12 protein-coding genes and 1 tRNA gene are annotated in these 14,979 nt (G+C 55.1%); 3 read left to right on the top strand and 10 right to left on the bottom strand.

The genetic code is table 11. The features are described 5' to 3' along the window. Positions 1-258: 258 nt before the first annotated feature. The 3 genes from ACN1C3_RS00350 to ACN1C3_RS00340 all read left to right on the top strand — a co-directional run bounded on the left by ACN1C3_RS00350 (position 259) and on the right by ACN1C3_RS00340 (position 1,958). Entirely contained in the window at positions 259-828 is a 570-nt protein-coding gene (locus tag ACN1C3_RS00350; RefSeq protein WP_419113803.1) for a hypothetical protein, read from the top strand. Then, positions 825-1,223 (top strand): hypothetical protein, encoded by a 399-nt coding sequence (locus ACN1C3_RS00345; RefSeq protein ID WP_419113802.1) that lies wholly within the window; start codon positions 825-827, stop codon positions 1,221-1,223. The genes ACN1C3_RS00350 and ACN1C3_RS00345 overlap by 4 nt, the downstream gene beginning before the upstream one ends. 318 nt (positions 1,224-1,541) lie before the next feature. Further along, positions 1,542-1,958 carry a very short patch repair endonuclease gene (locus ACN1C3_RS00340; protein ID WP_419113801.1) on the top strand — a complete coding sequence of 139 codons (417 nt, stop codon included), beginning with the start codon at positions 1,542-1,544 and terminating at the stop codon, positions 1,956-1,958. A gap of 52 nt (positions 1,959-2,010) precedes the next feature. Here the strand turns inward: ACN1C3_RS00340 and ACN1C3_RS00335 are convergent, their stop codons facing one another. The 10 genes from ACN1C3_RS00335 to ACN1C3_RS00290 form a co-directional block, all read right to left on the bottom strand. Further along, positions 2,011-3,054, bottom strand: a complete 1,044-nt coding sequence (locus ACN1C3_RS00335; RefSeq protein WP_419114215.1) for a DNA cytosine methyltransferase — start codon at positions 3,052-3,054, stop codon at positions 2,011-2,013. Positions 3,055-3,195: 141 nt separating this feature from the next. Next, positions 3,196-4,176 carry an O-methyltransferase gene (locus ACN1C3_RS00330; protein WP_419113800.1) on the bottom strand — a complete coding sequence of 327 codons (981 nt, stop codon included), beginning with the start codon at positions 4,174-4,176 and terminating at the stop codon, positions 3,196-3,198. Then, on the bottom strand, positions 4,176-5,552 hold the full coding sequence (locus ACN1C3_RS00325; protein WP_419113799.1) for an ATP-binding protein: 1,377 nt from the start codon (positions 5,550-5,552) through the stop codon (positions 4,176-4,178). Before ACN1C3_RS00325 ends, ACN1C3_RS00330 begins: the two co-directional genes overlap by 1 nt. A gap of 524 nt (positions 5,553-6,076) precedes the next feature. Continuing rightward, a complete protein-coding gene (locus ACN1C3_RS00320; protein ID WP_419113798.1) occupies positions 6,077-7,057 on the bottom strand; it encodes an integrase domain-containing protein in 981 nt (326 codons plus the stop codon). A gap of 906 nt (positions 7,058-7,963) precedes the next feature. After that, positions 7,964-9,292, bottom strand: a complete 1,329-nt coding sequence (locus tag ACN1C3_RS00315; RefSeq protein ID WP_419113797.1) for a tyrosine-type recombinase/integrase — start codon at positions 9,290-9,292, stop codon at positions 7,964-7,966. 164 nt (positions 9,293-9,456) lie between these two features. Continuing rightward, a tRNA-Thr gene (locus tag ACN1C3_RS00310) sits at positions 9,457-9,532 on the bottom strand. Positions 9,533-9,724: 192 nt separating this feature from the next. Next, positions 9,725-9,946: a formate dehydrogenase subunit delta gene (locus ACN1C3_RS00305; protein WP_419113796.1), complete on the bottom strand. Its 222-nt coding sequence runs from the start codon at positions 9,944-9,946 to the stop codon at positions 9,725-9,727. After that, on the bottom strand, positions 9,943-12,831 hold the full coding sequence (fdhF, locus tag ACN1C3_RS00300; RefSeq protein WP_419113795.1) for a formate dehydrogenase subunit alpha: 2,889 nt from the start codon (positions 12,829-12,831) through the stop codon (positions 9,943-9,945). The genes ACN1C3_RS00305 and fdhF overlap by 4 nt, the downstream gene beginning before the upstream one ends. Then, positions 12,828-14,390, bottom strand: coding sequence for a formate dehydrogenase beta subunit (locus ACN1C3_RS00295; RefSeq protein ID WP_419113794.1), 1,563 nt, complete (start codon positions 14,388-14,390; stop codon positions 12,828-12,830). Before ACN1C3_RS00295 ends, fdhF begins: the two co-directional genes overlap by 4 nt. Beyond that, complete coding sequence (locus tag ACN1C3_RS00290; RefSeq protein ID WP_419113793.1) at positions 14,387-14,863, bottom strand: formate dehydrogenase subunit gamma; 477 nt, start codon at positions 14,861-14,863, stop codon at positions 14,387-14,389. The genes ACN1C3_RS00295 and ACN1C3_RS00290 overlap by 4 nt, the downstream gene beginning before the upstream one ends. Positions 14,864-14,979 lie beyond the last annotated feature (116 nt).

The raw sequence follows: 14,979 nt of genomic DNA, 5'->3' as shown, positions 1-14,979 counted from the left end.
TTAGCTAGTTATAGCTCTAAGTGGAATCGAACCCGGAAGTCCTTCAGAGCGGAGTTAGGCACCTTACCTAGAGTGTCTGAACGCTGCTTATCAAGCCCAAGTTGTATTCGATAGTGGCGATACCAGCGCAAATCCATCTGGTAGACGGCTGTGATGGCATAATGCTAACGTCGTCGAGGCGATCTGAGAGAAAGTCTATGGGCAATACTGTGTGGCTGAAACCGAAGCGGATCTGGCTATCATTTATGGAGATATAAAATGCAGCTTACTACCACAGTAAACTTTGATGCTGATGACGAAATGGAAGTTGCCGCGATTTTAGGTTGCTCAGTTGGCGACTTAAATATGCGGTTAAATCAATGCTTGGCTGCTTCAATTAAAGAGTATTTGACCATGATTCGTGGGCAAAAGGTTTTCAAGCGAGGTACTGATATGCTTGAATATCGACTGTTTCTTTTAATTGAGTCTACCTTCGGAGGGCGCATTCCTGATGAAAACACCGTTAGTAGTCTATTTCAGACAAGCCTAACTGAAAGCCGATCTTTGATACGCTCTGTTATTTCAAAGTATCAGTATCAGCTTAAGAATTATATTGAAGCAACTCTTCAGTCTGTGTTGATATCTGCTTCTAGAGACAGTGGAGTAGGGCCATACTATGTTCCAATAAATAGCCAAAATGTTATAAATGAGTTGAATAAAATTCTGGGTGAGATCGATGGTGGCCTTACGCCTGTGACCAAGAAGAAAGGCAGCGTTTCTACATATGAGATGACGGCGTCTTCGTATACCAGGCTTTGCACAAGATTATCGGTTCAACCTAACCAATGAGCGATCTACTATCCGCCTCCAGTCTGTTGTTGGCAATAGCCGCCATTCTATTTAGTCTTTGGTATTCCGAAATATCAAAGGCTCTTGATGTACTACCCGCCAAATTTAAGGAGGATAATGTAAGTAATTATAGGCTTGTTAAAAATGTTTTATATGGCAAGGCTTTGCCGGTTGCAGTAATGGCAGCTTTAATTGCTTTAATATTTCTTCCAGATGCAATAAGAATTACGATTGAATCGTTTGTGTCTCTTAGCTCTGCCGATACTCGTGATACGTACTCTTATGATGCAGTGCGGACTGCCTATTGTTTTGTTTCTATTTTGTCAATTATTTTGGCTTTCTATATGGTTGGGCTAACTGCTGGGCTATGCAGTTTGTGTAAGAAACTAAAATGATGTTGTGGCTTTATTGCTCTAGCTATATTGCGCGGTGCCAAACGAGCGGGAGCTTTTGGCGAAACTAGATAGTCTATTGAATAATGGGGGAGGCGATTTTTTAACTCTGAGCGTACGAAAAATGACTGGCCCGATTGTCGGTGTTGTTTAAATAAAATAATCTCGTTCGATTGCGGGGACCACAAAGATTGCGCTTTGGCTTCCCGACGATACCAAGTTCAACCGATGGAGATTGAATTTCTTTGTCGCATAATTGTCTATTATAAATTGGCGAAAACAGCTTCAGCATCACAATATGTTGCAGGTAGGTGATTGATTATGGATACGCTGGCACCCGCGCGTCGTAGCTGGCTAATGAGTCGGATTAAAGCAAAAAACACCAAGCCTGAAATAAAAGTCCGGCAGCTAATATATGCATTGGGCTATCGTTATCGTCTGCATGTAAAAAAGTTGCCTGGTTGCCCTGATATAGTATTTTCTGGTAAAAAGAAGGTGATATTTGTTAATGGGTGTTATTGGCATGGACATTTAAATTGTCGCTATGCGAAGCTCCCTAAGACAAATATTGAATTTTGGAGTGATAAATTTATAAGAAATAGAGAGAGGGATAAGAGAAATGTCGCAGCTCTTGAAGCGCAGGGTTGGCAAGTTTCAATAATATGGCAGTGCGAGATTCGAGCACCTGAGTTACTGATCGAAAAAATTAAGAGTTTTCTCTCAGATAAAAATTATTAAATATCTATCTGAGATTAGCTCTTGGGTATCTTCTGGTTTGGCGTGTATTTCACTACAAAAAATTGCGGATGTTGGAAAGCAATTTCTCAGCGATGATAGGGGACACGCTATTTCCAATCATTCGGCAGCTATGCCATACAGTGGAGTGAAATACAAAACTATCAGGGAACCCCTGTAGTCGTGCGGCTTCACGAGGAGTGATCACGCGATTCTCTACTGGATGCAGTGGCCTAACCGCTTGATAGGAGCCTTTATCGCTACCGGTGCCAGCTCTCAATGTTGGACACAGTCCATCCCAGCTCAATCGTTTGTATTTTCCAACAGGATCTACGCCTCCTTGAGGGACAGAAGCAAAGCGGGTAATGGTTTCTGGGCGATGCTCTGTGAGCTGGTTCCCCGTAAAAACTCCAGAGGGTGTTCTAAGCTTGGATGCATACTCAGAGATACTTGAGGATGGCCCGTAATGCCAACGGTCTATATCATCGCTGTTTCGGAAAGTCGTTTTCAGGTCCCCAATTGCATCGTGCACCGATACTGAAGTAGCGTCACAAGCTATTACATCTTTAAGTGTAGGAACTCGCATTTTCCTTTTATCGAAGCCAAAGACAAAAACTCGGCGTCGTTTAGTGGGAGCACCAAAATCCGAGGCATCTAAAATTATAGGGCCAACAATTTCCCACCGACTACCAAGAGATAATATAGCAGCGTCTAGGACATGCTTATTGTTAGGAAACATTAGACCAGGGACGTTTTCCATAACAAAGAATGCGGGTTTTACAATTGATACGATACGGAAAAATTCGCCGAGCAACGTTCGACGAGGATCGTCAGGCAGACTTTTTCCCATACCGCTAAATCCTTGGCATGGTGGACCGCCAACCACGCCATCTACGCTGTCCGGAAGCAAGCTTTTAAGGATAGGTTGCTTCAGCGATGTCACGTCTGCGTTAAGGAAAGGTGTAGAAGGGAAATTCAGACCAAAGGAGCTCGAAAGTATAGGGTCGACGTCAACCGCCAGCGCCGTTGTGTAGCCGGCATTGTGGGAGCCCAGTGTCAGGCCTCCGCAACCGCTGAAGAGGTCAAGTAGTGTTGGCATCGGAAAACCATTGAGCAAAATAAGCTACACCAAGCCAGGAAGGCCTTGGGGGTCGCAAGGGGCCGGGAGCTTAGCATCTCTAGCCCCTTTTCGCATCGGGCTAATGGAGCCCCTAGCATTTTAGGCCTATGGCCGTGCTTGCTAGAGTACGATCCGCGAGTACCATGGGAAAAGTCTGTAAAAACTAATGAAATTACTCATTTCGGCCTTGGCCACGTTTTGATCTGCCCCAACATAATAATCAAGGTCATGAAGAATTTGGTCAGCTGTAGCCCCTGGAAGTAAAGACTCTACATATACGCGTTCTTTGGCGGAAAGAGCAGGTACGCTTATTGACTTTGGATCTTCATTGCACTCATTGAAAAAAGGCCATGATCGAAGTCTAGTCTGATCTTCGAATACTCCGATCTCATCTTCATGGAGCAGAATTCCAGAAAAAGTTAGCATTTGTTGTCCGTCGCTATATGAGAACGCCGATAGGGGATACAAAACCACACCCGAGTCACCGGACAGACCTTTCTTAGCTGAATTTATTAGAGCCCTCAGCAAAAGCGACGGATATTTTTTAGTGGAAACATCGTCGGGTAAAATATCGCCTGGGCCATATTCTCCGAACCGGTTTACTGCTACCGCTGCCCTTTGCTCCAGTATTTTCGCTCCTGCGTTTGAGCAGCCTAAACTTACGGGAGATGCATTCACCGTTATTTTAAAGATGTCACCGTGCGCAAGCTTTTCGACTAATTGTTGAAGCTCTGCTAGCTGAGAGCCAATTTGGGTTGTTGCATAGTCGAACCATACGATTGCATTTTTGTTTGAGTCGAACTCATAGTTGCTCAAAAATTCGTCGCTGGATTCGTTTCTCAATTCAATACACGAAATCGGGCGGTTGAATTGCTGGCGGCGATATACATTGGTGTCCATTTCCAGCGAGATCATATCTGAAATTCGAAGTGCTGAATGGAGATGTTTAAAGTCCTCTAGGAATGGTCCGCCAAACCCAATGTATCTAAAATCCGATATATTGCAGTAGCGTCCTACTCTGGTGAGCATATCTACGAATAAGTTTCGTTCGATTGCTTTGTTCTGGCGCAGGTGATACGGAATATTTCCTCCTGCACTCATTATTTTATCCCCTTGAGGATTTCGTCAAAACACAAACCTCCGATCTCACCGGGGGCATAATCTGGATTATCAAAGAAATGCTCTCCGAGCTTTTTGATATCTCCCAGTGGTCTTGAGAATCTGAGAAATCTGAACTCTTTGGAGCGTTCTGGCATTGGGAGGGAGGGCTTAAATTTGCTACCTTGAATAACACTTTTACGATCTTGAGACCAGTTATCACTAGGGATCATCGCGGCAATATCTTTAGGCGATACTGATGTGGCACTTTCCTCTAGTTCTGGTCTTTCTTGGCCTTTCCATTTGTTAGTATAATCTGTGAATAATTTCATGCCTTCACGCATAAATTCTTTAACAGAAAGATACAAGTCGGAGTTGCCGTCTATTCCTCTTTTTGTTGTTGTTACGGGGAGAAGGGAGGCGTCGTTTGATTTGAAGTTTACCACCCCTGCTACTGATACAAATTGTGTGTGATATTGAGGAACCCCGGCTTCGCCCCAGCCCGTAACTTTTGTTTTGTCCGCATATAGGACAACACGATCATTACAGATTATCGTCCATCCGGCTTTTTCTGTGGACGGCCGGCCAGCTAAAGATTCTTCCTGCTCCTCATCAGTAGGTAGGTTTCGGTAAAGCCCTACCGCTAACTCAATGGTTACGCCTTGGAAAACACCCGTATAAACGTAGGGTGCTACACCTTGCCCGGATTCTAAGGAGCTTTTACTTAAGATGAAAGAGGAACTCAAAGGAGGTATTTTGTTGCCGTTGACGAATACTTCAAATCCTTTAAGGATGATGTTTCCATAATAGGCGGAAATTGACCTGGTTAGGTCGGATACGAAACCGGTCGCATCTGAAAAAAGGCGAGCGATGCCAGGATATAAATCTTCAACTAAAATTTTCGTGCCTCGCTCGCTTTTGGGTTCGACCTCAGCTATGGGTAACATCCAGTTTTTATCATCTTCCAGCCAATCAGTAGTTATCTTTACCTCATACGAAGCGTCTTTTGCATGAGATTCGACTACTGAATTTTGTCCCATTTTAAATATAGCGCGCTTCATGCCTATGCCGTACACGCCAACAGTCGGTAGATCTTTGTCAATGGTTTTGTCTGGACGTCCCATTCGGAAAGCACGCTCGAGCGCGACTTCGCGCGGGATGCCGCCGCAGTTGTCTGATATTTCAAAGAAATCTTTGCAAAAATTTATATGAGCTTGATAGCCCTTGTATGGCTGATCTGTATTTAAATCAGCTTGCCGTTCCCGCATCACTCCGTCCACACAATTGTCCAGCAAGTCTAATATTGAATCTTTCAGATCAATATCTTTCGTCAGCATCTCTACAAAGAAGCGCTTTGCTGGGTTGGCGTCGACTTGCATAACCATAAAAATCCCTTTACTGATTGGTCAGGAAACATTTGGCAGAGTATATTTGCTCGGCTTTGTCGTCGCTAGAAAATCTCACCACGACTCTGCCTCATTTTGGGGGCTTGGTAGCGACAGACGTTCGGCCCTTTCCCATGCATCGTGTAAATCTTTCCGCTAGCGCTAGCTATGCGCTTCCCGGTGGGCGGTATTTGGTCACTCCGAATTGTAAAAGCAGTCTCAGGAGTGCCGTATAAGGCCCGTAGGCGAAACCACAATACCTAAGCTTCTCCCAATACGCTCAAAAATTAGGCGTGCCGTGAGCCAATAGTAGTATCGAGTCGTACGAGCATGGCCCCGCAGGTAATAGTTTAGAAACCAGGCAACGTGCTTACGCTGCCAGCACCAGGGCGTATCACACTGCCAGCGACTCATGATGGCCGTGAGCATAATTCTCGCTTGTTTGAGGTGTCGACGCCTGGTTGCCGGGGAGCCGCTCAGGCAACCGGTTAAAAAGAGGTCCATATCGAAGGGGGGGCTCATGCTCTTCCCCCAATGTAGGCCGAGACGACATCAATCCGGCCATGCCCGAGCTCATGGCTAACCTGCTGACGGGCATCCTGATCGAGTCTGCGATCCTGTCGGTAGTAATCGCCACTGTTGATTGGCGCCGAGTGGCCAGTAATCTGCTCATAGCGCTCACAGGCATATGCCGCGCGCAGTTCGTGAAAGCCTTTCAGTCCATGCTCATGTAGAACGTCTCGAGTTGGCCGTACGACCTCGCGTAAAAAGTCGACATAATTCTCCTCCAGAGCGAGAAGGTTGTGGCTTCCATTGGGTGATACGCCTTGGGCGAATTTTAGCGCGGCACGTATCTGATCATTCACGGTGATCCAGCGCGGGGCTGTTGCCCCTGAGCGACCACCCTTCGTTCCGTCCTGAATGTTCATCTTTCCGAGCTGATTGGCTTCACGCTGCAGCCTTGGTAGATCGGCCAAAATAGCCTCGCGCAGGCGCATCCCGGTAGCTCGCGCCAACTGCGCGATGGCGGCGGCACGTGGCTGCTGATGTCCGCAGAGGGCGTCGACGATCCGTTTCACGTGTTCGCGGTCTTGGCCTTGTGGCACCGAGCGACGAACACTGGTGCGCCGCATTCCCAGCGCCCTGCTCGGACTCGGCACTTTCACATACTGATCACCGCGAAGCGCGGCCATGGTTCGGTTCACGCTGGACAGTCGGTTTTGCGCGGTGGAGATGGCGAGCTCGCCTTGCTCAACTTGCTGCCGCAGATGTCCGGCGTAGTCCAACAAGGTCTGCCGATCAATTTGCCGGGCATCGTTAAACCCCGGCCCATCTTCCGAGCGACACCAGCGTACAAACGCCTGCCAGCGATCACTGTGTGCCTTGACGGTGCCGTAATGCCCGCCGCCAAATAGATCGCGCAATGCCTGCGGCCCGGCATAGCTCAATTGCCGGCCATAGCCAAAATTGCGCCCATCCCGCCTACCTACCAATGCCATGATCAAACTCCTCTCGAAGCCAAAACTTTTGAAACTTTCCTCACGTCATCCCGCCACGAATGTTGAGTGTTATCAGGGATCAAGGCCCCTGCGGCCTGTGAGGGTTGTCCACTAACGCGGGACTGGCGGCTCTTTACGACCGGGAGCTTGGGCACCTCATGATCTGGCCTCCTGGACACTTCCAAAGAAGTGGGCGGGTGGAGGCTGCGCCGGTTGACGAGACCGGCACCGCGAGATCCTGAGTCACGTGAAGGCAGTAATGCGATGACCGGGGCATGCCTGACTGTCAGTCAGGTGCAGTCCATTCCTTGGGCTGCGGCACCATCATCTGCATCGCTGTTGCTGGTGACTTCGGTGTTTGTCCCGCCGATTATCACGAGGGGAAATGCCGCAAAGCCTTGTACGAGTTGGGCTGCAGCAGCGGTAGGAGCGCCCGTCTCTTTCCGGGAGAAAGAGACGGGCGCAGGTTGGCGCAGTGAAATGGCCAAGCGGAAAGGTTGCTGCAGGGCAGCTGGGTAGGGGTATGTATTTGCCGCAATGGCAACGATCTGAAGTAGGCATCCATCACTCGGTGAGTGACCGTGCGAGCCGCCGGACGCTAATCGCACTTTGGGAGAACCACCACGGTGTGGCGTAGCCTTAAAGGTTCTGGCTACCTGGGTTGCTGTCAACGACAGCGCTTTGCCCGATCTTTTCTACGCCTGTGGATAATTCGGGTCAAGGCTCGAATTTTCCGGAGTTCTGCGGCTGTGGATGAAATTATCCACCGGTGGAAATCTATGGTTTTCCACAGACAATTTGCGTGGGCTTTAGATTTTTTAAATGAGGTCCATCCAAGCAGGGCGGCTTTGCAGCCCCGCTTGGATGGACCCGCGTGGAAGGGCGGACTGCGGTGATCTTATTGGCTTACCCACGTTTGGATGCGCCACGGCTATTTTGTAGGGCGGTAATGTTGTCGCCGACCGGGTGAGCGAATTCGTGAGGCGTTACATGTCCGCTACGGTTGGCATCGATGTAGTTGCTCCACCACGCCATGATCAGCCGGCGCTGTTCCAGAAATTCAGCTTTGTGGATATATGCGGCGCGCACGCGGTTGCGTTCCTTATGGCTCATTTGTCTTTCGATGGCTGCGTCGGTCCATAACCCGGACTCCAGTAGGGCGCTACAGGCCATGGTCCTGAAGCCGTGGCCGCACACCTGCTTGCTGGTGTCATAGCCGACGTTGCGGAGCATGGTGTTCACCGTGTTCTCGGACATGGGCTTCCAGTACTTGTGGTCGCCCGGTAGCACCAACTCTGAAAAGCGACTGAGGCTGCGCAGGCGCTCCAGTATTTCGATGACCTGCGGCGATAACGGAACCATTTGAATGTCGCCGTTCATCTTGGTCCCGCGTGTGGAGTTGCGTACCCCTTCAATCGACGCGCGGGTATCGGGGATTTCCCACATGGCGCGTTGGAGGTCGAACTCACTCCATCGCGCGAAGCGCAGTTCGCTGGAGCGGACGAATACATGCAGCGTGAGCAGGACGGCAAGGCGCGTCAGTTCGCGGCCGTTGTAGTTGTCGATACGGTGTAGCAGTTCGGGTAGGCGGTTGAGGGAGAGAGCCGGGCGATGGACTGTGCGCGGCGCGTGAATCGAGCCTGCCAGATCTAGTGCAGGATTCATGGTGATCTGCCGAGCCCTTTTGGCTCCGCGCATGATGGTGGATAAGTAGTTCTGTACCCTTAACGCCACATCCATGGTGCCGCGTTCCTTGATGCGCTGGGTGATCTCTAGCAGGTCATGGGTATCGAGTTCAGCGATGGGTCGTTGGCCGATCAGCGGGAAGACGTGGGTGCGCAGTCGGCTCATTACGGTTTTTGCGTGGCCTTCGGTCCAGCGGCGGGACATATCAGCGTGCCACTCCAGGGCAACGGTTTCGAAAAGCAGTGCCGCCCGCTGGGCTACGATCTTGGCCTTCTTCTTTTCTTCCATTGGGTCGAGGTTGTCGAGCAGTAATGCCTTGGCTTCGTCTCGCTTACGCCGTGCGACTGAAAGGGTAACTATGGGGTAATTGCCGATGATGAGCGTACCTTCCTTGCCGTTGGGCTTGGTGTACTTCAAGCGCCAGGTCTTCACGCCATTGGGTTTGACGAAAAGGTACATGCCGCCGCCGTCGAACAGTTTGTAGGCGCGTTCGCGGGTTTTGGCCGTGCGGCATTGCAGGTCGCTGAGGGGGATCGCCAGACGTGGCATAGGGGTACGCGCTCCTGACCGGGAAATCGCAGTACCCCTAACATACCCTCGGGGAAGGGGGATTTTGTTGGATCCCGACAGAGGGTCCTGGAACGAAAAAACCCGCCAAAGGGCGGGTTTTCGGGGCTTCCAGAGCATTCGGTGGAATGCAATGGAGCCTAATGTGGTGCCGGCACCAGGAGTCGAACCCGGGACCTACTGATTACAAGTCAGTTGCTCTACCAACTGAGCTATACCGGCGTGTTGGGCGACGATTATAGCGATTGGTTTGGTTCTGTAAACCCCTGAAAACAGACTATTTTTGCGTGGAGCGTGCTGACGCTTTGCGCTTGGGTGTGTATAGGGTCTGCGCGGCCTCGATTGGTCGACTTTAAAAGCCTCTGGAACGCCCCTTGGCCTGTCTTCACAGGCCAAGGACAATCCCAAGGGATTCTAAGCCTCCCAGCCCGCCCCACTGACCGCCGCCTGCGCCAGTGGGTGCAAGTCCGCCCCCTGATGCTCCGACTGCCAGGCCAGCAACTCCTTGCGCATGCCGGGCGTCCAGTACATCTGTAGGTGATTACGCACGCCGAGCACGGCCTGTTGCTGGTCCGGTTCGCCGGCGAAGTACTGGGCAATCTGGTTGGCCATTTTGATCAGATTTTCAGTGCTCATCGGCGTACCTCGGCTTTTGTTCCAGCGGTGCGTGCCTGGCGGCGTTCGTCGAGCAGGCGTTGTTGTTCGTCGCTGAACTCCTGGTAGCGTTTTTGCCATTCGGAAGGGTGGTAGACGCGGCTGACTTCCACGGCGGTGACCTTGTACTCCGGACAGTTGGTGGCCCAGTCGGAGTTGTCGGTGGTGATGACGTTGGCCCCCGATTCAGGGAAGTGGAAGGTGGTGTACACCACTCCCGGGGCTACCCGATCGGAGACCCGCGCACGCAGTACGGTCTGTCCGGCGCGGCTGCCGATGCCGACCCAGTCACCTTCGTTGATGCCACGGCTCTCGGCGTCGGTCGGGTGGATTTCCAGGCGGTCTTCGTCGTGCCAGGCGACGTTGTCGGTACGCCGGGTCTGGGCGCCGACGTTGTACTGGCTGAGGATGCGCCCGGTGGTCAGCAGAAGGGGATAGCGATTGTTGACCTTTTCCTCGGTGGGCACGTAGCCGGTGAGCATGAAGCGTCCCTTGCCGCGCACGAATTCCTCGATGTGCATGGTTGGCGTGCCGTCCGGTGCCGCAGCGTTGCACGGCCATTGCAGGCTGCCGTGGCGATCCAGTGAGGCGTAGCTGACGTTGGTGAAGGTCGGCGTCAGGCTGGCGATTTCATCCATGATTTCTGACGGGTGCTGGTAGTTCATGGGGTAACCCAGGGCGTTGGCCAAGGCCACTGTGCCTTCCCAGTCGGCCTTGCCGCCCAGAGGCTCCATGACCTTGCGCACCCGGGAGATGCGCCGCTCGGCGTTGGTGAAGGTGCCGTCTTTTTCCAGGAACGAGCAGCCCGGCAGGAACACGTGGGCGAACTTGGCGGTTTCGTTGAGGAAAATGTCCTGCACCACTATGCATTCCATGGCCGACAGCGCCGCGGTGACGTGCTGGGTATTGGGGTCGCTCTGGGCGATGTCTTCGCCCTGGCAATACAGGCCCTTGAAGCTGCCGCCCAGGGCTGCCTCGAACATGTTGGGAATGCGCAGGCCCGGGTCGGGTTGCAGGGTGACGTTCCAGGCCTGTTCGAATTGCGCCCGTACCACCTCGTTGGAGATGTGCCGATAGCCGGGCAGCTCGTGGGGGAAGGAGCCCATGTCGCAGGAGCCCTGAACGTTGTTCTGCCCACGCAGCGGATTCACGCCCACGCCTTCGCGGCCGATGTTGCCGGTGGCCATGGCCAGGTTGGCGATGCCCATGACCGAGGTGCTGCCCTGGCTGTGTTCGGTGACGCCCAGGCCGTAGTAGATCGCCGCATTGCCGCCGGTGGCATACAGACGGGCGGCGGCACGGATGTCGGCAGCGGCTACACCGCAGATGGCGCCAAGGACTTCCGGCGAGTTTTCCGCGCGGCTGACGAATTCGCTCCAGTGGGCGAAATCGCTGGCCTCGCAACGGGCGTCGATAAAGGCCTGGTTGAGCAGGCCTTCGGTGACGATGACGTGGGCCAGGGCGTTGAGCATGGCGACGTTGGTGCCCGGGCGCAGGGCCAGGTGCACTTCGGCGCGGGCATGCACCGAGTCCACCAGATCAATGCGGCGTGGATCGATGACGATCAGCCGCGCGCCTTCGCGCAGGCGGCGTTTGAGCTGGGAGGCGAACACCGGGTGGGCGTCGCTGGGGTTGGCGCCCATCACGAGGATCACGTCGGCCTGCATCACCGAGTCGAAACTCTGGGTGCCGGCGGACTCGCCCAGGGTTTGTTTCAGGCCATAGCCGGTCGGCGAGTGGCAGACCCGCGCACAGGTGTCGACGTTGTTGTTGCCGAAGGCGGCGCGCACCAGTTTTTGCACCAGGTAGGTTTCTTCGTTGGTGCAGCGGCTGGAGGTGATGCCACCAATGGAGTCGCGGCCGTATTTTTGCTGCAGCCGGCGGAATTCGCTGGCGGCGTAGGTCACCGCTTCATCCCAGCTGACTTCCTGCCAAGGGTCGTTGATGTGCTGGCGGATCATCGGCTTGGTGATGCGATCCGGGTGGGTGGCGTAGCCCCAGGCAAAGCGCCCTTTGACGCAGGAGTGGCCGTGGTTGGCCTGGCCGTTTTTGTCTGGAACCATGCGCACCAGCTGGTCGCCTTTCATCTCGGCGCGGAACGAGCAGCCCACGCCGCAATAGGCACAGGTGGTGATCACGCTGCGTTCGGGCTGACCCAGTTCGACCACGCTTTTTTCCATCAGGGTCGCGGTGGGGCAGGCTTGTACACAGGCGCCGCAGGACACGCATTCCGAGTCGAGGAAGTTCTCGCCACCGGCGGCCGCGACCCGGGATTCGAAACCGCGCCCGGTAATGGTCAGGGCAAAGGTGCCCTGGGTTTCTTCGCAGGCGCGCACGCAGCGGTTGCAAACGATGCACTTGCTCGGGTCGTAGTCGAAGTAAGGGTTGGAGGTGTCCTTCAGGTCGGCCAGATGGTTGTCACCTTCATAGCCGTAACGCACCTCCCGCAGGCCGACCTGGCCGGCGACGGTTTGCAGCTCGCAGTTGCCATTGGCCGAGCAGGTCAGGCAGTCCAGCGGGTGATCGGAGATGTACAGTTCCATGACGTTGCGGCGCAGGGTCGCGAGCTTCGGCGTCTGGGTGTGCACGCTCATGCCTTCGCTGACCGGCGTGGTGCAGGACGCCGGGTAGCCGCGCATGCCGTCGATCTCCACCAGGCACATGCGGCAGGAGCCGAAGGCTTCCAGGCTGTCGGTGGCACACAGTTTGGGAATGGTGGTGCCCAGCAGCGCGGCGGCGCGCATCACCGAGGTACCTTCGGGCACGCTGATGCTGCGGCCGTCGATGTTCAGGGTGACCTGCACCTGGCTGTCGCGGGCCGGGGTGCCGAGGTCGATATCGGTGTTCGGGTCGAAGAGAGTGATCATTGGTCGGCCTCCGAGGGCTGCAGACCGAAGTCGGCGGGGAAGTGCTTGAGGGCGCTGGCTACCGGATAGGAGACCATGCCGCCCAATGCGCACAGCGAACCGTATTGCAGGGTGTCGCACAGGTCCTTGAGGATGATCACCTGTTCATCACGACCGCTCTGGTCAGGCGCAGCCAGCAGGCGGTCGATCACCTCCACGCCCCGGGTCGAGCCGATGCGGCATGGGGTGCATTTGCCACAGGATTCCTCGGCGCAGAACTGCAGGGCGAAGCGCGCCATGCGGGCCATGTCCAGGCTGTCGTCAGCCACCACCACACCACCGTGACCGAGCATGGCGCCGATAGCAGCGAAGGCTTCGTAATCCAGCGGCGTGTCGAATTGCTCTGGTGGCACCCAGGCGCCGAGGGGGCCGCCAACCTGGGCGGCCTTCAGCGGCCGGCCACTGGCGGTACCACCGCCGTAGTCTTCCACCAGTTCGCGCAGGGTCAGGCCAAAGGCCCGTTCCACCAGGCCGCCGTGACGAATATTGCCCGCCAACTGGAAGGGCATGGTGCCCAGGGAGCGACCCATGCCGTAATCGCGATAGAACTGCGCACCCTTGGCCAGAATCAGCGGCACCGAAGCCAGGGTCAGCACGTTGTGCACCAGGGTCGGCAGGCCGAACAGGCCCTGCAAGGCGGGGATGGGTGGCTTGGCGCGGACGATCCCGCGCTTGCCTTCAAGAGAGTCCAGCAGTGCGGTTTCCTCACCGCAGATGTAAGCGCCGGCACCGACTCGCACTTCCATATCGAAGGCCTGGCCGCTGCCGCCGACATTGGCGCCGAGGTAACCGGCGGACCGGGCGATTTCCAGCGCCTCGCGCAGTGTGGCCACGGCCTGTGGATATTCCGAGCGTACATAGATGTAGCCGTAGCTGGCCCCGACGGTGAGACCGGCAATGGCCATGCCTTCGATCAGCAGGAAGGGGTCGCCTTCCATCAACATGCGGTCGGCGAAGGTGCCGGAGTCGCCTTCGTCGGCGTTGCACACAATGTATTTCTGCGCAGCCTGGGTGCCGCGCACCGTGCGCCATTTGATCCCGGCCGGGAAGGCCGCGCCGCCACGGCCACGCAAACCCGAATCGAACACGGCGGTCGCGGTCTGTTCGCCGCCCAAAGCGATGGCCTGGGTCAAGCCCTCGAAGCCGCCGTGAGCCCGGTAATCCTCCAGGGACAGCGGCCGGGTAATGCCGGCGCGGGCGAACAGCAGGCGTTGTTGAGTCTTTAGATAAGGCAACTGCGCAACCAAGCCCAAGGCCAGTGGATGGGCGGACGGCTCGCCTTGCAGCGCATCGAGCACGGACGGCACATCGGCAGCGGTCAGCGGGCCGAAACCGATTCGGCCTTGCGGGCTGTCCACTTCCAGCAGCGGTTCCAGCCAGTACAGGCCGCGAGAGCTGGTGCGTTGCAGGTCCAGCGGTAGATTGCGTTCCTGTGCCCCCGTGGCAAGGGCCACGGCCACCTCATCGGCGCCCACGGCACGGGCAAGAGAATCACAGGGCAAATAGAGGCTCGGCATCATGCGTCCTCCTGGCAAGCGTCAAGCAGGGCATCCAGGCGCTCGGCGCTGAGCCGCGCATGCACCTGGCCATCCAGCTCCAGGGCTGGCGAGCAAGCGCAGGCGCCGAGGCAATACACCGGGCGCAGACTGATGTTGCCGTCGGCGCTGCTGCCGTGGTCGTCCAGTTGCAGGCGTTCACGCAACTGCGCTGCGAGCTGCTCGGCGCCGCGGCTCTGGCAGGACTCGGCCCGGCACAGACGCAGGATATGCCGGGCCGGAGGCGCGGTGCGGAAGTCATGGTAGAAGCTGATCACCCCGCGAACCTCGGCCTGACTCAGGTTGAGGGCGTGGGCAATCTCGGGGATGGCGGCATCGGGGATGTAGCCGATGCCCTCCTGAATCTCATGAAGGATCGGCAACAGTGCGCCGGGGGAGCCCTTATGGCGCTCCAGCAGGCTGTTGACCATAGGCAGGTGCAACATCTCATCAGGCATACGGCATTCCTCACGGTCACGGACAAACCAGGCGGTTGTCGGTTGTCCGAAAGTGTCGGCTGCGGCACTCACACCACGTCACGGTATCGTGGCATTTTCAGGCCGTTGGCCAGGCA

The organism is Pseudomonas sp. H11T01, from assembly GCF_048515765.1.
Lineage (GTDB): Bacteria > Pseudomonadota > Gammaproteobacteria > Pseudomonadales > Pseudomonadaceae > Aquipseudomonas.
The sequence above is the reverse complement of the archived record's forward strand: the minus strand, read 5'-3'. Positions and strand labels throughout refer to the sequence as shown.